Source organism: Pseudonocardia sp. ICBG162 (assembly GCF_020496225.1).
GTDB lineage: Bacteria > Actinomycetota > Actinomycetes > Mycobacteriales > Pseudonocardiaceae > Pseudonocardia > Pseudonocardia alni.
On sequence record NZ_JAHLJD010000017.1, the window covers coordinates 376,791 to 396,210 of the forward strand.

The following is a 19,420-nucleotide window of genomic DNA, read 5'->3' on the forward strand; positions in this document are numbered from 1 at the left end:
CGCACGCAACGAAGCGAGGGACACCGTGGCCTTCCCCGGTCTGCAGCACGTCGCCCTGACCGTCAGCGATCTCGAACGCAGCACGCGCTGGTACGCCGCGCTGTTCGGCGCCGAGCCCGTCCTGGACGAGGACGAGGAGGGCGGCCGCTTCCACCACACCGTCTTCGCCCTCGACGGTGGGATGCTGTTCGGTCTGCACACCCACCAGGGCCGCGAGTCCGGCGAGCCGTTCGACGAGGAGCGCACCGGCCTCGACCACGTCGGCTTCGCGGTCGGCTCGCACGCCGAGCTGGAGCAGTGGGCGCAGAAGCTGACCGAGCTCGGGATCGCCCACGAGGGCGTCAAGAAGGCGCACTACGGCAGCGGGGTCTCCTTCCGCGACCCGGACAACATCGCCCTGGAGTTCTTCACCGGACCGGAGTGAGCCGGCGGGTGGGGCATGTCCGGACACGCCCCACCGGTGTCCGTCCGGTGGACGGTTCCTTGCTCCGGACCGGGTATCGCGATCGAATCATGCGGTGATGCGCACCCTGCTGGAGCCGTTCTGGCCCGGTCGGCGGATCGTCGCGTTCGACGAGCTGTGTCGGTGGGCCGCGTAGCGACCCCCGGGTCGCCGCGTGGCCGCCCCGTGCATCGCGCGCGGGTCCGACGCCCGCGCCACCGACCGCCCACTCCGGAGGACCCCGTGTCCGTCACCGACGAACTGCTCGAGAACAACGCCCGCTACGCCGAGAACTTCTCCGGCCCGCTCCCGCTGCCGCCGGCCCGCAAGATCGCGGTGGTTGCCTGCATGGACGCCCGGCTCGACGTGTACCGCGTCCTCGGTCTGAACGAGGGCGACGCCCACGTCATCCGCAACGCGGGCGGCGTCGTCACCGACGACGAGATCCGCTCGCTCGCGATCAGCCAGCGGCTGCTGGGGACCGAGGAGATCATCCTCATCCACCACACCGACTGCGGGATGCTGACCTTCACCGACGACGCGTTCAGGGCCTCGATCCGCGACGAGACCGGCATCAAGCCGCCGTGGGCCGCCGAGGCGTTCGACGACCTCGACGCCGACGTCCGTCAGTCGCTCGCCCGGATCCGGGCGAACCCCTTCGTCCCGCACACCGACGCCGTCCGCGGTTTCGTGTTCGACGTCGCGACCGGGCGGCTGACCGAGGTGGAGTAGGCCCGTCACACCCCGCGTGCGGTCGCCGCACCCGTCGCGACGGGTGCGGCGACGTCGCGAGGGGTGCGGCGGCAGCGGGTCAGGACGGCAGCAGCACCAGGACCGCCGCGCCCGGCACCCCGGCCTCGCCCAGCAGGTAAGCCGTCCGGTCGGCACCGCCCAGGCGCACCCGGGGCCGGCCGAACGCGCCGACGCCGCGGCACTCCCACAGCGGCGTCCACTCCGGTGCGTCGGCGCGCAGGGCGGCGCGGACCCCGCGGGTCCCCGGGTCGGTGGGGTCGAGATCCGAGGCCATCCGGAACCGGCGGTGCAGCGCGGCGAGCAGCCCGTCGGGACCGGGGCCGGGACACGACGTCACCGCCGGGCCGGGGTCCGGCCCGAACCGGGCCCGCGCCGACGGGTCGGCCGCCAGCTGCCACAGCACGTGCCGCCGCCCCGGGTCGTCGTCGGCGGGCCGGCCGACCGCGGCCTCCCACGCGTCGTTGGCGGCGACGACGCCGAGCCGGGCGTCGAGCAGCACCGCCGGGTGATCGGGCCAGCTCGCGAGCACCGGGGCCAGCTCCTCCGGCGCGGTGCCCGCCGCCGGTCCCCCGTCGCGGGACAGCCGGGTCAGGTGGGCGATCCCGGGGGCGTCGATGCCCAGCACCCGGCCGACCGCGGTGAGGACCTCGTCGGAGGCGGTCACCCGCCCCTGTTCGAGCCACGTGTACCAGGTCAGACCGACCCCGGCGAGCGCCGCGACCTCCTCGCGGCGCAGCCCCGGCGTGCGCCGGCGGCCCCGGTCGGGCAACCCGACCGTCGCCGGCGCGACCCGCTCCCGGTAGGAGCGCAGACAGGCGCCCAGCTCACGGCGGCGGTCGGCCGTCGCCGTCCGGGACCGGGCCGTCGCCGATCCTGTCACCACGGGTACCCCCATCGGTTCGCTCCTGGTCCGGGCCCGGCCGTCGTCGCACGGTGGGTCCATGATCGGTATCGGTGTCAACCTCGCGGCCGGGCTCGAGGATTCCGGGTCGGCGAACCTGGTGGAGGAGATCGTGGACCGCGCCCGGGCGGTCGCCGCGGCGGGACTGCGCACGGTGTGGCTGCCGCAGGGCTACGGGTTCGACACGCTCACCCTGTACGCCGCCGTGGCCCGGGAGGTCCCCGACGTCGAGCTGGGCGCGTCGGTCGTCGTCGTGCAGCCGCGCCACCCGCGGGTGCTGGCCGCGCAGGCGCTGACCGTGCAGGCGGCATCGGGCGGGCGGCTCACGCTGGGGCTCGGGGTGAGCCACCCGGGGTTGCTGGAGGTCTACGGCGTGCCGTTCACGCGGCCGGTGGCCGCACTGTCCGACCACCTCGACGTGCTCGCCCCGCTGCTGCGCGGCGAACAGGTCCCCGGCTCGTCCGGTCCCGGGTCGGACCCGGCGGACACCGCGGTGCCGGGCGCCGCGCCGGAGGTCCCGCTGCTGCTCGGCGCGCTGGGCCCGCGGATGCTGCGGCTGGCGGGCGAGCGGACCACGGGCACCATCACCTTCCTCACCGGGCCGCGGACGATCTCCGGGCACGTCCGGCCGTTGCTCGACGCGGCGGCCGCAGGACGGCCGTCGCCGCGGGTGGTCGTCGGGGTGCCGGTGTCGGCGACGACCGCACCGGACCGGGTGCGGGCCGCCGCCGCGGCCGACTACGCGGCCTACGCCCGGCTGCCGTCCTACGCGGGGGTGCTGGAACGGGAGGGGCTGAGCTCGCCGGGCGGGCTCGTCGTCGCCGGGGACGAGGACGTGATCGCGGCCGGGATCGCCCGCTACGCCGACGCCGGTGCCACCGACCTGCTCGTCAGCCCGCTGGGCGACGCCACCGAGCGGGCGCGCACCGTCGCGGTCCTCGGCCGGATCGCCGCGTCCTGAGCGCCGCATCTCGGCGACGCCCGGATGCGCGGTCGCCCGCACGCCGACCGGCCCGCCGGCACCGGGGCGCGCGCCGAGATGCAGCCCAGCGGGCGCACGGGGTCGCCCTGCGCCTCCTGAGCTGCATCTCGGTGTCATCCCGGGCCCGCCGGGACGCGACTCGTGCCGCGTCCCGGCGGGACGGTCAGGCGACGCGCGGGCGGCGGCGCAGCGCCGTGCGGGCCGCCGCGAGGTGCTGGGCCACCTCGGCGGTGATCAGCTCGGCGTGCAGGGCGTCGTTGCCGGGGTCGCCGCCGCCGCGCAGCGCGCGGTGGCGCCGCACGAGGGCGTCGAGACCGTCGAGAAGCTGGGTTCCCGGATCAGCGGTGGGCAGGGTCGGAACGCTCATGGGATGTCTCCTGGTGACGAGGTGTCGGTGTCGATCCGTCGGGTCGATCGACCGGCCGACACAGCGTCGTGGACACCCTCACGTAGTCGATGTGACGCCGCCGGGACAGGACGGTGTTGATGTACCAGCTCACGGCGCCGCGGCTTTCCTGCCGGCGATCGCGGCTAGCAGCTCTCGGGTGTAGTCGTCCCGCGGGTCGTCGAACAGCTCCGCGGTGGGCCGCAGCTCGCGGAGCCGACCGTCGCGCATCACGCCGGTACGGTGCGCGACCCGCCGGACCACGGCGAGGTCGTGCGAGATGAACAGGTAGGACAGGCCGTCGCGCTGCTGCAGCTCCGCGAGCAGCTCCAGCACCTGGGCCTGCACCGAGACGTCGAGCGCGGACACCGGCTCGTCGGCGACGACGAGGTCCGGCGACAGGGCCAGCGCCCGGGCGATCGCGACGCGCTGGCGCTGCCCGCCGGACAGCTCCTCGGGCCGCCGGTCGAGCGTCCCGGACGGGAGTGCGACCCGGTCGACGAGCTCCGCGGCGCGGTCGGCCTGCTCGGCGGCCGAGCCGACGGAGAACGCCCGCAGCGGCTCGGTGACGATCTCGCGGACGGTGAACCGGGGGTCCAGCGAGGCGTAGGGGTTCTGGTAGATCAGCTGGGCGCGGCGGCGCAGCGCCCGCCACGCCTCGCCGCGGACGTGGGTGACGTCCTCGCCGCCCAGCAGCACCTGCCCGGAGGTGGGGTCCTCCAGGCGCAGCAGCAGCCGCGCGGTCGTCGACTTGCCCGATCCGGACTCCCCGACCAGGGCGACGGTCTCGCCGCGGGCGATCGTGAACGACACCCCGTCGACGGCGCGGTGGGTGCTCCGCCGCCACGAGCCGCGGACCCGCGGCAGCGGGAACTCCTTGACCAGGTCGCGGACCTCGGCGACCGGGGTCCCCGAGGTGTCGACGGCGGCCGGCTCCGGTGGGGCGGTGAGCGCGAGACCGGGGGCGGCGGCGAGCAGCTCCCGGGTGTAGGGGTCGCGGGCCCCGGTGAGCAGCTCGGCCGGGGTGCCCTGCTCGACGACCCGCCCGTGCCGCATGACGACGATCCGGTCGGCCCGGTCGGTGGCGACGGCGAGGTCGTGGGTGATCAGCAGCAGCGCGGTGCCGAGGTCGCGGCGCAGCGCGTCGAGGTGGTCGAGGATCCGCCGCGCCACGGTCGCGTCGAGGGCGCTGGTCGGCTCGTCGGCGACGACCAGCGCGGGCCCGGCGGCGAGGGCGATCGCGATGAGCACGCGCTGGCGCATCCCGCCGGACAGCTGGTGCGGGTACTGCCCGGCGCGGGTGTCCGGCTCGTCGAGCCCGGCCTGCCCCAGGAGCTCGACGGCACGGGCCGGTGCGGAGCGGCGGTCGGCGAGCCCGTGGGTGCGCAGCACCTCCGCGACCTGCACGCCGACCTTCTGCACCGGGTTCAGCGCGACGCCCGGGTCCTGCGGGACGAACCCGATCCGGGCGCCGCGCACCGACCGGTACGCCCGCTCGGACAGCCCGGCGAGGGTGGTGCCGTCGAGGGCGACGGTGCCGGCGGTGACGGCGCCTGCGACGGGCAGCAGCCCGAGCACCGCGGCGGCCAGGGTGGTCTTGCCCGACCCGGACTCCCCGACGACGGCGACGACCTCGCCGGGCGCGACGGTCAGGTCGACCCCGCGGACGGCGTGCACCGTCCCGCCGCCACCGGCGTAGGCGACCTCCAGGCCCTCCACCTGCAGCAGGGCTCTCATGCGGACCGCCCCCACTCGCCGTCCAGGGCGCGGGAGATGCGGTTGACCGACAGCACGGTCGCGGCGATGACCAGGCCGGGCATCGCGCACACCCACCAGGCGACGGCCAGGTAGTTGCGGCCGTCGGCGACCAGCGAGCCCCACTCCGAGGCGGGCGGTGGGGCGCCGTAGCCGAGGAAGCTCAGCGCGGACACCGCGAGGATCGCGAGGCCGAACTCCAGCACCGCGAGCACGACGACCGGCCCGGCCGCGTTGGGCAACACGTGCCGCCACAGCGAGACGTACCAGCGGGTGCCGACCGCGCGGGCGGCCTCGACGTAGAGGGCGCGGCGCACCCGCAGGGTCTCGGCGCGCATCACCCGGGCGAAGCTGGCGACGCTCGCCACGCCGACCGCGATCGCGACCTTCACCGTCCCGAAGCCGAGCGCGGTGATCAGGGCCAGCGACAGCAGGATCGCGGGGATCGCGAGGAGCACGTCGACGCCGCGCATGAGGATCTCGTCGACCCAGCCGCCGGCGAACCCGGCGAGCAGCCCGATCAGCCCGCCCGCGACGAGGGCGACGGCGACCGCGATCACCGTGGCCTGCAGCGACAGCGAGGCGCCGTGCACGACCCGGGTCCACACGTCGCGGCCGAGGTGGTCGGTGCCGAACCAGTGGCCCGGCCCGGGCGGGGCGAGCCGGTGCGCGGTGTCGCCGACGGCGGGGTCGCCGGGTGCGAGCAGCGAGGGCACGAACGCCGCGGTCAGCACGAGCAGCACGACCGCCGCGGCGAACACCAGCCCGGGCCGGGACCGCAGGAACCGTCCGAGCCGGGCCCGCGGCCGTCGTCCGGCCGGGGGCGGTGCGTCGCGGACGCCGGGCGCGACGAGGGGTGTGTGGTCGAGCAGGGTCATCGGGTACTCCCGGAGGCGACGGCGACCCGCGGGTCGAGCAGCGGGTAGGCGAGGTCGACGAGCAGGTTGACCACGACGAACGCGAGCGCCGCGAACAGCACGACCCCCTGGACGACGGGGATGTCCTGGGCGCCGACCGAGGCGACGGTGAGCCGGCCCAGGCCGGGCCGGGTGAACACCGTCTCGACGACGACGGACCCGGCGAGCAGGTTGCCGACGACGTACCCGAGCACGGTGAGGGCGGGGATCGCGGCGTTGCCCAGGGCGTGCCGCAGGTGCACCGCGGCCTCCCCCACCCCCTTGGCGCGGGCGGTCGTCACGTAGGGCGCGTCGAGTGCCTGGGTGAGGCTCTTCGCCAGCACCTGCGCGACGAGCGCACCGGTCGGGAGCCCGAGGGTGACCGCCGGGAGGATCAGCGACTCCGGTCCGCGGTCGCCGACCGAGGGCAGCCAGCCGAGGGAGAACGAGAACAGCTGCACCAGCATCAGCCCGACCCAGAACACCGGCAGCGACACCGCCAGCGACGGCAGCGACGCCAGCACCTGCCGCAGCCACGGCGTCCGGGCCCAGGTCGCGGCGAGCGCGACCGCGGTGCCGCCGACGACGGCGACGAGCAGCCCGGCGGCGGCGATCTGCAGGGTCGGCGGGAGGGCCTCCGCGACCGCGGTCCGCACGTCCTGCCCGCTGGCGAACGACGTCCCGAGGTCACCGTGCAGCGCCGCCCAGAGCTTCGTCACGTACTGCACCGGCAGCGGCTGGTCGAGGCCGTAGCGGGCGCGCAGGGCGTCCAGCTCGGCCGGCGACACCGGCTCGCCGTCGCCCGAGGCCATCGTCGCGACCGGGTCGCCGGGCAGCAGGTAGAGCACGACGAAGCTGACCGTCCACGCCGCCCAGAGCACGACGGCGGCGAGCCCGAGGCGACGCAGCAGGTACGGGACGGTCATCGCGCGTCGGACTTCCAGGCGTCGTGCAGCTGGATGCGCGAGGACGCGTCGAACGCGACGCCGTGCGCGTCCGGGCCGACGCCGAGCACGGTGGTGAGCTCGACGACGGGCGCGGTGTCGAACCGCTCGGCGAGCAGCTTCTGCGCCTGCCCGGCGAGTGCCGCGCGCTGCGCCGGATCGACGGTGGCTGCCTGCGCCACCAGCGGGGCCTGCAGCGGACCGGCGGGCAGCCGGTAGCGGTTGGTCCCGTCGGCGCCGTAGGTCGACCGCAGGATGTCCGGGTCGGCGCGGGTCAGGTTGCCCCACGCGGCGACGAAGTCCCCTCCGTCGAGGACGGCCTGGGTCTCGGCGATCTGGATCTCGCGGAGCTGGAGGTCGATCCCGATCCGGCGCAGCTGCTGCTGGATCAGCTCCAGCGCGGGCTTGGTGGTGCCGATGTTCTGGGCGAACGTCAGCGGCACGGTCAGGCGCTGCCCGCCCTTGGCGCGGATGCCGTCGGGCCCGGGCACCCACCCGGCGCGGTCGAGCGCGGCCGTCGCGGCGGCCGGGTCGTAGCCGACGAGCGCGGACTGGTCGGCGTAGGACGGCGTCGTCGACGACAGCGGGGAGGTCGCCGCGCGCGTCTGGCTCGGGTAGACCGCGGCGACGACCTCGTTGCGGTCGATGCCCCGGCTCACCGCCTCGCGGACGGCGGCGTCGGCGCCGAGCGGGGTGCCCTGGTTGAACGTGATCCCGAACGGCAGGCCCGGGTTCGGCCGGGCCGGGAGCTGGACGCCGGCCCCGGTGAGCGGGGCCTCGTCCTGCTGGCCGACGCTGGCGATCGCGTCGACCTCGCCGGACTGCACGCTGCCCGCCCGCACCCCGGACTCGGGGACGACGCGGAACTCGGCCCGGTCGAGCCAGGCCTCGCCGGGGTGGGTGAACAGCTGCGAGCCCCAGTCGTAGCCGGCCCGCTTCGCGAGCACGGTGACGTCGTTCTTGGCGTAGCGCTCGATCGTGAACGGGCCGGAGCCGACGACGCCGGCGCAGCGCTCGTCGTCGGAGCGGGCGGCGCTGGCCGGGGACAGCAGGCCGAGGCTGTGGGTGGAGGTGCCCTGCAGGAACTGCACGTTGGGCTTCGCGAACCGGACGGTGAACCCGGTGGGGCTCGTGACGTCGGTGCCGGTGTACCCGGCCAGGTACCCCTTGGGGAGGCTGCCGCGGGCGCCCAGCTTCACCGCCCGGTCGAGGTTCGTCCTCACCGCGGCCGCGTCGACCGGCGCACCGTCGGAGAACGTGGCCCCGGGGCGCAGCGTGAACGTCCAGGCGGTGGCGTCGGCGTTCGACGACCAGCGGGTCGCCAGCCAGGGCACGATCGCCCCGGTGGACGGGTCCTGGTCGGTGAGCGAGTCGACGACCTGGCGCAGCGAGTAGATCGAGTCGTTGCTCTGCACCTGCTGCGGGTCGGCGCAGCCCTGGTCCGAGGAGACCGCGAACACCAGCGTCCCACCCGGCTGCGGCGGGCCCGCGTCGGCGGCGGCGCCCCCGGCGCCGGAGCCGCAGGCGGTGAGGGTGAGCGCGGTGGCGGCGAGCAGCACCGCCGACCGGCCGGCGGGCAGGTCCCGCCACCATCCGCGACGACGGCGCGTCACGACGCCACCGCCGGGCGGCGCTCGCCGAACCGCGACGGGCTCGCGAGTCCGAGGTGCTCGCGCAGCGTCGCGCCGGGGGTGTAGTCGGTCCGGAACACTCCGCGCTCCTGCAGGATCGGGACGACCTTCTCCACGACCTCGTCGAGGCCGGACGGGGTGACGTGGGAGCCGAGGATGAAGCCGTCGGAGGCGTCGGCCTGCACGTAGCGGTCGATCTCGTCGGCGACGTGCTCCGGGGTCCCGACGAACACCGCGCGGTCGAAGACGTGCTTGACGGTCTCGCGCAGGGAGTACCCGTGGGCGGCGGCGAGCTCGCGCCAGGCGGCGACGGTCGCGTGGGCGTCCTGGGTCAGCGGGGCCCGGCCCTCGATCCACTTCGGGGCGTCGGGGGTGGGGTCGACGTCGGGCAGCGGGCCGTCCGGGTCGTAGGCGGACAGGTCCCGGTTCCACACCATCTCGGCGAGCACGATCGAGGTCCACGGGTCGACCTGCTGGTCGTGGATGTGGGCGTGCCGTTCGCGGGCCTCGGCGTCGGTGTCGCCGAGGACGACGCCCGCGCTGGGCAGGATCCGCACCTCGTCGGGGTCGCGGCCGGCCTTCCGGACGCGGGCCTTGACGTCGTCGTAGAAGGCGCGGGCCTCGTCGAACTTCTGGTAGCGGGAGAAGATCGCGTCGGCGGACGCGGCGGCGAAGTCGCGCCCGGCCGGGGACTCCCCGGCCTGCAGCACCACCGGGTGGCCCTGCGGGCTGCGCGGGGTGGTGAAGCGCCCGGCGATGTCGAACTGGTTGCCCGAGACCGCGAAGTCGCCGACGTGGCCGTCGCGCAGGAAGGTGCCCGACGCGGGGTCGGCGACGACGGCGTCGGAGCCCCAGGAGTCCCACAGCGCGCGGACCGCGGCGAGGGTCTCCCCCGCGCGCTCGTAGCGCTGGTGGTGGCCGAGGAACGCGCCGCGGCGGAAGTTCTCGCCGGTGGGGGCGTCGGAGCTGGTCACGACGTTCCACGCGGCCCGGCCGCCGGAGAGCAGGTCGAGCGTGGCGAACTTGCGGGCCAGCTCGTAGGGCTCGTTGAAGGTGGAGTTGATCGTCCCGGCCAGCCCGATGTGCTCGGTGACCGCGGCCAGCGCGGCGAGCACGGTGAAGGTGTCCGGGCGCCCGACGACGTCGGAGTCGAACACCTCACCGCCGCGGGTGCGCAGCCGCAGCCCCTCGGCGAGGAAAAGCAGGTCGAGCCTCCCGCGCTCGGCGGTGCGCGCCCAGTGCTCGAAGGACTCCCAGTCGATGTGGCTGCCGGAGGCGGGGTCGCTCCAGACGGTGTCGTGGTTGACGCCCGGGAAGTAGGCGCCGAGCACGATCTGCTTCCTGCCGGTCCTGGTCATGCGGTCGCTCCGGAGAGGGTCGGTACGGCGGTGGGATCCGCTCCCGGGGCGTAGCGGCTGACCGGGCGGGTCAGGCCGAAGCGCGCGCGCAGGGTGGTCTCGCCGTAGGTGGTGCGGAAGGCGCCGCGGGCCTGCAGCTCGGGCACCAGGCCGTCGACGACCGCGTCGAGGTCGGTCGGGAGGACGGCCGGGCGCAGGCGGTAGCCGTCGAGGCCGGCACGGCGCCAGGACAGCAGGGTGTCGGCGAACCCGGTCGGGGTGGTGGCGAGGACGACGGCGTCGGAGGAGATCGGGTCGAGGGCGTCGAGGCGGGCGAGCCGGTCGCGGGCGGCGCGTTCGGTCGCCTCGAGGACCACGACGACGTCGCCGAGGATCCGCAGCGGCGGTGCGGTGCGGCCCACGGCGGCCTCGGCGGCCCGGACCTGGGCGACGATGCGGGCGGCGTCGTCGGCGTCGTGCGGGGTGGTGAACACGACGTCGCCGACCCGGGCGGCGAGCAGCGCCGGGGCGTAGCCGTGGGCCAGCGAGACGACCAGCGGCTGGCCCTGCGGCGGGCGCGGCACGATCGACGGCCCGGCGACGCCGAAGTGCTCCCCGGCGAAGTCGACCCGGTGCAGCTTGTCCCGGTCGACGAAGCGCCCGGTCAGGGCGTCGCGGATCTCGGCGTCGTCCTCCCAGGAGTCCCAGAGCCTGCGCACCACCTCGACGGCGTCGGCGGCCTCGCCGAACAGCTCGGCGACGAGCTCACGGGCGGCCGGGGTGTCGAGGTCGGCGCGGCGCAGGCCGGGGACGGTGCGGCGGCCGAAGTGGGCGGCCTCGTCGGCGCGCACCGAGGTCTGCACCCGCCAGCCGGCGCGGCCGCGGCTGTCGTGGTCGAGGGTGGACAGCGCCGACGCGACGTGGAACGGCTCGGTGTGGGTGGTGGTGACGGTCGGGACCAGCCCGATCCGTGAGGTCAGCGGCGCGAGGAAGGCGGCGACGAGGGAGGCGTCGAGCCGGCCCTGCACCCGGTCGGTGCGCCGGTCGGCGCCGCTCAGGTGGTCCCCGGACTGCAGCCCGAGTGCGTCCTCGATCGTGAGCAGGTCCAGCAGCCCGCGCTCGGCGGTGCGGGCCAGGTCGGTCCAGTAGCGGGCGGTGAACAGCTCGCCGGGGCGGGCGCCGGGCTCGCGCCAGGCGGCGGGGTGCCAGCCGGCACCCTCGAGCGCGACGGCCAGGTGCAGAGGGCCGTCGCCGGTGGTGGTGTCCGATGTGGACATACGGCATCGCTTTCTCGTCGCACGGGGGCACGACGGGACGACAAGGACGTCGGGGCGGCCCGCGGGACGCGGCGGCCGGGACGGGTGGCCGTCGTGGACGGCCGGGACGGGGTGGGCGGGGCGCCCGGCGGGACGCCGGTCAGGCCCGACAGGTGGCGCCCGCGACCCGCATCAGGTCGACGTGGCGGCGGTACCGGGGATGGTGCGCGGCACGCACCTGCTCGGCGACCGTGCGCATGGGTTCCTCCATCGAACCCGGCTGGAGCACCCGCTCCCGCGTGCTGCGGGGGGTTGCTGCGGCGTCGTCGAGCCGGGTCTCTCGGCCGCTCCGGATGGTGTGCGATCCGACTGTAGGTTTCCGGTGCCCGACGGTGTCAACCCGCATCACAGTCGAGTGACCTGCGCCGCAGCAAGTCTCCCGACCTGCGGAACCGCCACCCGGATGCCAGGGAAGATGTCCGGACACGCTGACCGTGTTCCTGGTTGGTGGACGCCGGGTTGTCCGGAGAGGTGACCACCGCGCACCCTGGTCGGGTGACGATGAGCCAGCGGCGGCCCTCGCGCCCCGCACGGCTCGTGGGGGACGCGACGGCCCCCGTCACCCAGCGGCAGGCGCGCACGGCGTGGCGCGCTGTGCCCCTGCGCCCTACCGGCCTCGAGCCGTTCTGGCCGAGCCGGCGCGCGCCCGCCTACAGCGAACTCTGTCGCTGACCGGTCTCCCGTCCCGCGGGCCGTAACGCCACGCCCCCGGCGTGCGAGGCACCCGCCGGACCGGGAACCGCCCGCCGGACACCACTCCGGCCCGCCACCCGTCCCGTACCCCGGCACGCCCTCCCAGGGCCGGCCGGCCCCGGCGCGCAGCGGTCGTCCCGACCGCCCGCCGCCCCCACGGAAGGACCCCGTCCCGCGATGTCCCCGCACGTCCTGCGTCCCGGATCCCGGGCGCGCACCGCCGCCGTCCTGCTCGCGCTGCTCACCGCGCTCGGGCTGCTGGCCGGCTGCTCCCGCGCCGACGAGAGCACCACCGCCGCGGGAGCCACCTCCCCCGCGACCGAGGTCCGCCTCGGCTACTTCCCGAACATCACCCACGCCCCCGCGCTGGTCGGGGTGAAGCAGGGCCTGTTCGCCGCCGAGCTGGGGAACACGAAGCTCACCACCCAGACGTTCAACGCCGGCCCGGACCAGGTCAACGCCCTGCTCGGCGGCTCGATCGACGTCGCGTTCATCGGTTCCGGCCCGGCGATCAACGCCTTCACCAAGTCGAACGGCGAGGCCGTGCGCCTCGTCGCGGGATCCACCTCGGCCGGCGCCCAGCTGGTGACCAGCCCGGACATCACCTCCCCCGAGCAGCTCAAGGGCAAGATCATCGCGACGCCGCAGCTGGGCAACACCCAGGACATCGCGCTGAAGACCTGGCTGTCGGAGAACAAGCTCCCGATCGGGCAGGGCCCGGCCGCGGTGACCGTGCAGAACATCGAGAACCCGCAGACCCTCGACCTGTTCAAGCAGGGCAAGGTCGCCGGCGGCTGGCTGCCCGAGCCGTGGAGCTCGCGCCTGGTCGACGCCGGGGCGAAGGTCCTGGTCGACGAGAAGTCCCTGTGGCCCGGCGGGAAGTTCCCGACGACCGTCGTCATCGTCCGGACCGAGTTCCTCCAGCAGCACCCGCAGACCGTCGAGGCGATCCTGCGGGGCGAGCAGAAGGCCATCGCGCTCATCCGCGACAACCCCGCCGAGGCGAAGACCGTCTCCAACGAGGCGATCGGCGAGATTACCGGCAAGCCGCTGGCGGCGAACATCCTCGACCGCGCCTTCACCGAGCTGTCCTTCGACTCCGATCCGCTCGCCTCGACCTTCCCGCAGCTGGCCAAGGACTCGGTCACGGCGGGCATCGCGAAGAGCGAGGCCAACCTGACCGGCTTCCTCGACCCGGCCGCGGTCGACGCGGTCCGGACCAGCTCCGGGGAGGCCGCCGTGGACCCGGCCGGTCTCGCCGCCGCGAACTGACCTTTCCGATCGACGAGGGGAACCACCGATGACCGTCGACCTGACCACCCGGCGCCCGAGGACCCGCGGCACCGCCGTGGAGCTGTCCGGGGTCGCCAAGACCTTCGGCACCGGCACCGGGGCCGTGACCGCGCTCAACGGGATCGACCTGCGGGTCGGCGACGGCGAGTTCCTCTGCGTGCTCGGCGCGTCCGGCTGCGGCAAGTCGACGCTGCTGAACCTGCTCGCCGGGCTCGACGAGCCCACCGCGGGCGCGGTCCGGGTCGGGTCGGCGCGGCCGTCGTTCATGTTCCAGGAGGCCGCGCTCATGCCGTGGCTGACCGCGCTGCGCAACGTCGAGCTGCCCCTCAAGCTCGCCGGGCACGGCCGGTCGGCCCGGCGTGAGCGGGCCGAGGAGCTGCTCACCCTGGTACGGCTGGAGGGCCTGGGCGACAAGCGTCCGCACGAGCTGTCCGGCGGCATGCGCCAGCGCGTGTCGCTGGCCCGTGCCCTGGCCGCGGCCACCGGCCTCGGCGACACCCACGGCGCCGGGGGGCTCCTGCTGATGGACGAGCCGTTCGCCGCGCTCGACGCCATCACCCGCGACGTCCTGCAGGGCGAGCTGCTGCGGGTCTGGCGGGCCACCGGGACGACGATCGTGTTCGTCACCCACGACGTCCGCGAGGCCGTCCGGCTGGCCGAGCGGGTCGTGCTGCTGTCGTCGCGGCCGGGGACCGTCGTCCGCGAGTGGACGGTGCCCGCCGGCGGTCACGACGCCGAGGCCCAGGCCGAGCTGCACGACGACATCACCGGACGGCTGCGGGCGGTGATCACCAGCCATGCCGCGTGAGGAGTCCTCGATGACCGTCGTCGACGACGACCGCGACTCCGCGGCCGCCGTCGCCGGGCTCGACGCGCTCGACACCCCCGTCGAGCGGACGACGCCGTGGTGGCAGCGGTTCCTGCGGACCTGGCTGCCGCCGATCGTCGCGCTCGTGGCGATCGTGGTGGTCTGGCAGATCGTCTGGGCCTCGGCGGTCACGCCCGAGTACCGGCTGCCCGCCCCGGGCGCGGTGGCCGAGGCGTTCGGCGAGACCGTCGTCAGCGGCGAGATCTGGTCGATCCTGTGGACCTCGATCAGCCGGGCCGCGCTCGGCTTCCTGCTCGCCCTGGTGATCGCCACCCCGCTCGGCGTCGTCGTCGCCAAGGTGCCGCTGGTCCGTGCCGCGATCGGGCCGCTGCTCACCGGTCTCCAGTCGCTGCCGTCGGTGGCCTGGGTGCCGGCCGCGGTGCTGTGGTTCGGGCTGACCAACACCACGATCTTCTTCGTCGTCCTGCTCGGCTCGGTGCCCTCGATCGCGAACGGCCTGGTCGCGGGCATCGACCAGGTGCCGCCGATCCTGCCCCGGGCCGGCCAGGTCCTGGGCGCGACGGGCTACCGGATGGCCCGCTACGTCCTGCTCCCCGCGGCGCTGCCCGGCTACCTCGCCGGCTGCAAGCAGGGCTGGGCGTTCTCCTGGCGCTCGCTGATGGCCGCGGAGATCATCGCGGCCGGACCCGCGCTCGGGGTCGGGCTGGGCGCCTACCTGAAGAACGGCGCCGACGTGAACGACATCGTGCAGGTGTTCGCCGCGATCCTGCTGATCCTCATCGTCGGCATCGGGGTCGAGCTGCTGGTCTTCCGCCCGCTGGAGCGACGGGTGCTGCGCGCCCGGGGGCTCGCCCTGACCGTCTGACCCCGGCCACCCCGCGACGCCCGAGCGGGCCGCACGCACCCGCCCCGGTGCGTGCGGCCCGCTCCGTCGTCCACGGGGTGTCCGGACGTGCCCGGACACCCCGTCCCACCAGGCGAAACCCGGTGACCACAATCCCAACTCGAAGGGTTGGGTTTCGGCCCCGGGCGGGTTACGGTTCTCCCATGACCGTTCCGGTTCCGCTGACGACACGCGCGCACGTCGACCTCGCGCGCGTCGCCTCGGCGCTCTGTCGCTTCTGACGCGTCGCTCCTGACGGGTCGCTCCTGACGGCCGACCCCGGGGGCCGGTCCTGACGACCGGGTCCCGACGGCCGGGCCGGATGCCGGACGCCCACCACGGGCGCCCCCGCCACCGGCCCCGCAGCACCCCGCCGTGCGCCTCCGCACCGGGGACACGACACCACCGGCGGCCCACCCCGCCCGGACACCGCTCCGGGACCGGCAGTCCGCCGCAGCACCGCGCCGCAGCACTCCACCGCAGCACCGCACACCGCGGGCCGGCTCGTCGAGCCCACGGCGCCCGTCCGCCACCCACCGCACCCGCCTCCCCGTCCGCGCGACCGCGGACGGTCGACGCGGCGTGCCCCGCCGACGTCCCCAGGAGATCCCATGACGATCGCGACACCGCGGGAACGCGCTCCCGCTCCGCCCGAGGTCGAGACGCTGCACACCCGGGCCTCCCGCGGCCCCGACCGGGTACCGCGCTGGGTGGTCAGGACCGCCTCGCCCCTGGTCCTGATCGGGCTGTGGCAGGTGCTGTCGAGCACCGGCGTACTGCCCCGCGACGTCCTGGCCTCCCCCGCGACGGTGGCCGTCACCGCCGCCGGGATGTGGGCGGACGGGGCGCTGCAGAGCGCGGTCGCCGTGTCGGGCGTCCGCGTCCTGTCGGGCATCGCGATCGGCGTCGTCGCCGCGGTGCTGCTCGCGACCCTGTCGGGGCTGTTCCGCCGCGGCGAGGACGTCATCGACGCCCCCGTCCAGATGCTGCGCACGGTGCCGGTCATCGGGCTCATCCCACTGCTGATCATCTGGTTCGGCATCGGGGAGGAGCCCAAGGTCGCGCTGATCGCGCTGGCGGTGACCTTCCCGCTCTACATGAACCTGTTCGGCGGCATCCGCAACGTCGACGCGACGCTCGTCGAGGCCGCCCGCACCCTCGGCCTGGGCTGGTTCGGCCAGGTCCGGCACGTGATCCTGCCGTCGGCGATGCCTCAGTTCCTGGTCGGGCTGCGCTACTCGCTCGGCACCGCGTGGCTCGCCCTGGTCTTCGGCGAGACGATCAACGCGACGTCGGGGATCGGCTACGAGATGAACACCGCCCGGGAGTTCTTCCAGACCGACGTGATCGTCGTCTGCCTCGCCCTCTACGCGGTGCTCGGGCTGGTCGGCGACCTCGTCGTGCGCACCCTGGAGAGGGGGCTGCTGTCGTGGCGACCGGCGTTCAGCGGGCGGTGAGGCCCGTCTCGGTCCGCGGCCTGAGCCGGCACTTCGGTGACCGGGCCGTCCTGACCGACCTCGACCTGGACATCGAGCCCGGGGAGTTCGTCGCCCTGCTCGGTGCCTCGGGCTGCGGCAAGTCCACCCTGCTGCGGATCCTGGCCGACCTCGACAACGACGTCAGCGGGGAGGTCACCGTCGCCCGGCGCCGCGCCGTCGGCTTCCAGGCACCACGCCTGCTGCCGTGGAAGAAGGTGTGGCGCAACGTCGTGCTGGGCCTGCCCGGCCGCCCGGACCGCGCCCGCGCCGTGGCCGCGCTGACCGAGGTCGGCCTCGCCCACCGCACCGACGTGTGGCCCAAGGTCCTCTCCGGCGGCGAGGCGCAGCGGGCCGCGCTGGCCCGCGCCCTGGTCCGCGACCCGGACCTGCTGCTGCTCGACGAGCCGTTCTCCGCGCTCGACGCGCTGACCCGGATCACCGCCCGCGGGCTCGTCGACGAGCTGTGGCAGCGCCACCGCTGCGCCGTGCTGCTGGTGACCCACGACGTGGAGGAGGCACTCGTCCTCGCCGACCGCGTCCTGGTGATGGACGGCGGCCGGATCGCGCACGACGCGCCGGTCCCGTTCCCCCGGCCGCGCGACGTCACCGACCCCGACTTCCAGCACCTGCGGGCCGACCTGCTCGGCAGGCTCGGCGTGCACCGACCCCAGGAGCGAGCGTGAGCATCGAGTTCATCGGCATGATCGGGACCCAGGAGGTCTCCGAGATCCGGCCCGCCACCGGCCCCGTCCTGGACCCGGCCGTCGTCCGCCGGTTCGCCGTCACCCACGAGGAGGCCGGCTTCGACAAGGTCCTCATCGGACACTCGTCGTCGACGCCCGACGGGCTGCAGGTCGCCGCGTACGCCGCCGCGCACACCGACCGGCTCGGCTTCCTGGTCGCGCACCGGCCCGGCTTCACCGCACCCACGCTGGCCGCCCGCCAGTACGCCACGCTGGACCATGTCAGCGGTGGCGGCCGGGTCGCGATGCACGTCATCTCCGGGGGCAGCGACACCGACCAGCGCCGCGACGGCGACTGGCTCGGCAAGGACGAGCGCTACGCCCGCACCGACGAGTACCTCTCCGTCGTGCGGCGCGCCTGGACCGACCCCGAGCCCTTCGACCACACCGGCGAGCACTACCGGGTCGCCGGCGTCGCCCAGGAGATCCGTCCGCTCGCCCCGATCCCGGTCTACTTCGGCGGCTCCTCCGACGCCGCGTTCCGGGTGGGCGGGCGGCACGCCGACGTGTTCGCGCTCTGGGGCGAGCCCCTCGCCGGGACCGCCGAGCAGATCGCCCGGGTGCACGAGGCCGCCCGTGCCGCGGGCCGCACCGAGCCGCCCCGGATCAGCGTGTCGTTCCGGCCGATCCTCGGCGACACCGAGGAGCAGGCCTGGGCCCGCGCACACGACGTCCGCGACCGCATCGTCGCCGCCCGGGGCGGGCACGGCTCGTTCACCGGCACCCGGATGCGCGAGCCGGGGGCACCGGCCAACGTCGGCTCGCAGCGGCTGCTCGCCGCCGCCGAGGCCGGTGAGCTGCACGACCGCTGCCTGTGGACCGCCACCGCGGCCGCCTCCGGCGCGGCCGGCAACTCCACCGCGCTCGTCGGCACCCCGGACACCGTCGCCGCGGCGCTCGCCGACTACGCCGACATCGGGGTCACCACCCTGCTGATCCGCGGCTACGACCCGATCGACGACGCCCGCCGCTACGGCAGCGAGCTGCTGCCCGCCGTGCGCGCCGAGCTCGCCCGCCGCGGCGCCGGGGTGGGGGTCCCCGCGTGAGCGCACCCGCCACCACGGGCACGGTCTGGTCGCCCGAGGGCACCTCGCGCGGCACCGTCGTCGCGCTGCCCGGCCGGGGCGAGCACCCCGGGCTGTACGCGCGGCTGGGCCGCAGGCTCGTCGTCGACGGCTGGACCCTCGCCGTCCCCGCGCCCGGCGCGAGCACCGGGGAGGTCGCCGCCGCGCTGGCCGGGGCGACCGGGGCCCGGGTCCTGCTCGGCTCCGACACCGGCGCGCTGCGGGCCTGGGAGCTCGCCGCCGACCTCGCCCCGGACGGGCTCGTCCTCGCCGGGCTCCCCGCCAGCGCCTCCGGTCCGGCGCCCGCCGACCGGGCCGGGGAGCTCGACGCCCGCACCGCCTGTCCGGTGCACCGCGGCCTGCTCGAGTCCGACCCCGGCTTCACCTGGGGGGCACTCGCCCGGCCCGCGCCGCCGCTGCCGTCGGCGGCGCTGCCCGACCTGCCCGTGCTGTGGCTGCACGGCGACGCCGACCCGGTGGCACCGGTCGCGGGCGTCCGGGCGCTGACCCGGCCCGGCGACGACGTCGCCGTCGTCGCCGACGGGGTGCACGACGTCCTGAACGACCAGTTCCACCGGATCGTCGCCGCGCGGCTCGTGCAGTTCCTGGAACGCCTCGCCAAGGGCGCCCGCTTCGTGGAGGAGGCACCGGCCCGGACGGCGACGGCCGGACCGGCGCGCCCGCGTCGCGCGGCACCGCTGAACGTCTCCGCCCGCCTCGACCACGCCCTGCGGGCCCTGGCCGAGCTCGTCGCCGCCGACGGGGCGACCGTCACCTGCGACGCGATGGCGCGCGCCCGCGGGGTGCCGCTGAACTCGCTGGTCAACGTGATGCTGGCGCTGCGGCGGGCCGGCCTGGTGACCAGCCGCCGCGGCTGCGAGGGCGGCTACCGGCTGGCCCGGCCCGCCGAGGACATCACCGTCGCCGACGTCGTCCTGGCCACCGAGGGCTCGATCGCCACCCTCCGCGACTCCGGCCCCGCCGCACCGCTGTGGGCCGACCTCGAACGCACCGTCGCCGACTTCCTGACCGCCCGCACCCTGACCGCCCTGGAGGGCGATACCCGGTGACCACGCACCAGCGCCAGACCGACCC

The 19,420-nt window shown here is 75.5% G+C and carries 20 protein-coding genes and 1 riboswitch; of the genes, 11 read left to right on the top strand and 9 right to left on the bottom strand.

The annotated features are described in order from the left end of the window. The first annotated feature begins 25 nt into the window (after positions 1-25). Both KPL60_RS15850 and KPL60_RS15855 read left to right on the top strand, forming a co-directional pair. Complete coding sequence (locus tag KPL60_RS15850) at positions 26-424, top strand: VOC family protein (RefSeq protein WP_202968206.1); 399 nt, start codon at positions 26-28, stop codon at positions 422-424. 261 nt (positions 425-685) lie between these two features. Continuing rightward, positions 686-1,174, top strand: coding sequence for a carbonic anhydrase (locus tag KPL60_RS15855; protein ID WP_226366307.1), 489 nt, complete (start codon positions 686-688; stop codon positions 1,172-1,174). A 79-nt stretch (positions 1,175-1,253) separates the two neighbouring features. On the opposite strand, the gene KPL60_RS15860 is transcribed toward KPL60_RS15855, so the two are convergent. Further along, positions 1,254-2,090, bottom strand: a complete 837-nt coding sequence (locus KPL60_RS15860; RefSeq protein WP_226357904.1) for a helix-turn-helix domain-containing protein — start codon at positions 2,088-2,090, stop codon at positions 1,254-1,256. Between the two features lie 46 nt (positions 2,091-2,136). Between KPL60_RS15860 and KPL60_RS15865 the strand changes: the two genes are divergently transcribed. Continuing rightward, positions 2,137-3,057 carry a TIGR03564 family F420-dependent LLM class oxidoreductase gene (locus KPL60_RS15865; RefSeq protein ID WP_226357905.1) on the top strand — a complete coding sequence of 307 codons (921 nt, stop codon included), beginning with the start codon at positions 2,137-2,139 and terminating at the stop codon, positions 3,055-3,057. 184 nt (positions 3,058-3,241) lie between these two features. Here KPL60_RS15865 and KPL60_RS15870 read toward each other — a convergent pair whose 3' ends face one another. The 8 genes from KPL60_RS15870 to KPL60_RS35130 form a co-directional block, all read right to left on the bottom strand. Then, positions 3,242-3,445, bottom strand: coding sequence for a hypothetical protein (locus tag KPL60_RS15870; protein ID WP_226366308.1), 204 nt, complete (start codon positions 3,443-3,445; stop codon positions 3,242-3,244). 129 nt (positions 3,446-3,574) lie between these two features. Continuing rightward, positions 3,575-5,200, bottom strand: coding sequence for an ABC transporter ATP-binding protein (locus KPL60_RS15875; RefSeq protein WP_226366309.1), 1,626 nt, complete (start codon positions 5,198-5,200; stop codon positions 3,575-3,577). After that, the gene (locus tag KPL60_RS15880) at positions 5,197-6,096 is read right to left on the bottom strand and encodes an ABC transporter permease (RefSeq protein ID WP_226357907.1); all 900 of its coding nucleotides are present in this window, start codon (positions 6,094-6,096) and stop codon (positions 5,197-5,199) included. The genes KPL60_RS15875 and KPL60_RS15880 overlap by 4 nt, the downstream gene beginning before the upstream one ends. Further along, complete coding sequence (locus KPL60_RS15885; RefSeq protein ID WP_226357908.1) at positions 6,093-7,040, bottom strand: ABC transporter permease; 948 nt, start codon at positions 7,038-7,040, stop codon at positions 6,093-6,095. The genes KPL60_RS15880 and KPL60_RS15885 overlap by 4 nt, the downstream gene beginning before the upstream one ends. After that, positions 7,037-8,671 carry an ABC transporter substrate-binding protein gene (locus KPL60_RS15890; protein ID WP_226366310.1) on the bottom strand — a complete coding sequence of 545 codons (1,635 nt, stop codon included), beginning with the start codon at positions 8,669-8,671 and terminating at the stop codon, positions 7,037-7,039. Before KPL60_RS15890 ends, KPL60_RS15885 begins: the two co-directional genes overlap by 4 nt. Continuing rightward, positions 8,668-10,047 (bottom strand): NtaA/DmoA family FMN-dependent monooxygenase, encoded by a 1,380-nt coding sequence (locus KPL60_RS15895; protein ID WP_226366311.1) that lies wholly within the window; start codon positions 10,045-10,047, stop codon positions 8,668-8,670. The genes KPL60_RS15890 and KPL60_RS15895 overlap by 4 nt, the downstream gene beginning before the upstream one ends. Continuing rightward, positions 10,044-11,303 carry an LLM class flavin-dependent oxidoreductase gene (locus KPL60_RS15900; protein ID WP_226366312.1) on the bottom strand — a complete coding sequence of 420 codons (1,260 nt, stop codon included), beginning with the start codon at positions 11,301-11,303 and terminating at the stop codon, positions 10,044-10,046. The genes KPL60_RS15895 and KPL60_RS15900 overlap by 4 nt, the downstream gene beginning before the upstream one ends. A gap of 139 nt (positions 11,304-11,442) precedes the next feature. Beyond that, a complete protein-coding gene (locus KPL60_RS35130) occupies positions 11,443-11,541 on the bottom strand; it encodes a putative leader peptide (RefSeq protein ID WP_318299301.1) in 99 nt (32 codons plus the stop codon). 5 nt (positions 11,542-11,546) lie between these two features. Beyond that, a riboswitch (SAM riboswitch) is annotated at positions 11,547-11,642 on the bottom strand. 570 nt (positions 11,643-12,212) lie between these two features. Here KPL60_RS35130 and KPL60_RS15905 point away from each other — a divergent pair. The 8 genes from KPL60_RS15905 (at position 12,213) to KPL60_RS34695 (ending at position 19,395) form a co-directional block, all read left to right on the top strand. Beyond that, positions 12,213-13,307: an ABC transporter substrate-binding protein gene (locus tag KPL60_RS15905; RefSeq protein ID WP_226366313.1), complete on the top strand. Its 1,095-nt coding sequence runs from the start codon at positions 12,213-12,215 to the stop codon at positions 13,305-13,307. Between the two features lie 28 nt (positions 13,308-13,335). Continuing rightward, entirely contained in the window at positions 13,336-14,136 is an 801-nt protein-coding gene (locus KPL60_RS15910) for an ABC transporter ATP-binding protein (protein WP_226357913.1), read from the top strand. Then, the gene (locus KPL60_RS15915) at positions 14,126-15,022 is read left to right on the top strand and encodes an ABC transporter permease (RefSeq protein WP_374228690.1); all 897 of its coding nucleotides are present in this window, start codon (positions 14,126-14,128) and stop codon (positions 15,020-15,022) included. The genes KPL60_RS15910 and KPL60_RS15915 overlap by 11 nt, the downstream gene beginning before the upstream one ends. Positions 15,023-15,204: 182 nt before the next feature. Then, positions 15,205-15,282: a putative leader peptide gene (locus KPL60_RS35135; protein WP_374228713.1), complete on the top strand. Its 78-nt coding sequence runs from the start codon at positions 15,205-15,207 to the stop codon at positions 15,280-15,282. Between the two features lie 369 nt (positions 15,283-15,651). Then, positions 15,652-16,497 (top strand): ABC transporter permease, encoded by an 846-nt coding sequence (locus tag KPL60_RS15920; protein ID WP_226366315.1) that lies wholly within the window; start codon positions 15,652-15,654, stop codon positions 16,495-16,497. Continuing rightward, a complete protein-coding gene (locus KPL60_RS15925; protein WP_226366316.1) occupies positions 16,470-17,201 on the top strand; it encodes an ABC transporter ATP-binding protein in 732 nt (243 codons plus the stop codon). The genes KPL60_RS15920 and KPL60_RS15925 overlap by 28 nt, the downstream gene beginning before the upstream one ends. After that, positions 17,198-18,307 (top strand): LLM class flavin-dependent oxidoreductase, encoded by a 1,110-nt coding sequence (locus tag KPL60_RS15930; RefSeq protein ID WP_226366317.1) that lies wholly within the window; start codon positions 17,198-17,200, stop codon positions 18,305-18,307. Before KPL60_RS15925 ends, KPL60_RS15930 begins: the two co-directional genes overlap by 4 nt. Further along, positions 18,304-19,395: an Rrf2 family transcriptional regulator gene (locus KPL60_RS34695; RefSeq protein ID WP_226366318.1), complete on the top strand. Its 1,092-nt coding sequence runs from the start codon at positions 18,304-18,306 to the stop codon at positions 19,393-19,395. Before KPL60_RS15930 ends, KPL60_RS34695 begins: the two co-directional genes overlap by 4 nt. The last annotated feature ends 25 nt before the right edge of the window (positions 19,396-19,420 follow it).

Coding starts and splice junctions, on each gene's coding strand:
- KPL60_RS15875 (WP_226366309.1), bottom strand. CDS start 5,200: ATGAGAGCCCTGCTGCAGGTGGAGGGCCTGGAGGTCGCCTACGCCGGT.
- KPL60_RS15905 (WP_226366313.1), top strand. CDS start 12,213: ATGTCCCCGCACGTCCTGCGTCCCGGATCCCGGGCGCGCACCGCCGCC.
- KPL60_RS15920 (WP_226366315.1), top strand. CDS start 15,652: ATGACGATCGCGACACCGCGGGAACGCGCTCCCGCTCCGCCCGAGGTC.
- KPL60_RS15865 (WP_226357905.1), top strand. CDS start 2,137: ATGATCGGTATCGGTGTCAACCTCGCGGCCGGGCTCGAGGATTCCGGG.
- KPL60_RS35130 (WP_318299301.1), bottom strand. CDS start 11,541: ATGCGCACGGTCGCCGAGCAGGTGCGTGCCGCGCACCATCCCCGGTAC.
- KPL60_RS15910 (WP_226357913.1), top strand. CDS start 13,336: ATGACCGTCGACCTGACCACCCGGCGCCCGAGGACCCGCGGCACCGCC.
- KPL60_RS15880 (WP_226357907.1), bottom strand. CDS start 6,096: ATGACCCTGCTCGACCACACACCCCTCGTCGCGCCCGGCGTCCGCGAC.
- KPL60_RS15915 (WP_374228690.1), top strand. CDS start 14,126: ATGCCGCGTGAGGAGTCCTCGATGACCGTCGTCGACGACGACCGCGAC.
- KPL60_RS15885 (WP_226357908.1), bottom strand. CDS start 7,040: ATGACCGTCCCGTACCTGCTGCGTCGCCTCGGGCTCGCCGCCGTCGTG.
- KPL60_RS15870 (WP_226366308.1), bottom strand. CDS start 3,445: ATGAGCGTTCCGACCCTGCCCACCGCTGATCCGGGAACCCAGCTTCTC.
- KPL60_RS15860 (WP_226357904.1), bottom strand. CDS start 2,090: ATGGGGGTACCCGTGGTGACAGGATCGGCGACGGCCCGGTCCCGGACG.
- KPL60_RS15895 (WP_226366311.1), bottom strand. CDS start 10,047: ATGACCAGGACCGGCAGGAAGCAGATCGTGCTCGGCGCCTACTTCCCG.
- KPL60_RS15900 (WP_226366312.1), bottom strand. CDS start 11,303: ATGTCCACATCGGACACCACCACCGGCGACGGCCCTCTGCACCTGGCC.
- KPL60_RS35135 (WP_374228713.1), top strand. CDS start 15,205: ATGACCGTTCCGGTTCCGCTGACGACACGCGCGCACGTCGACCTCGCG.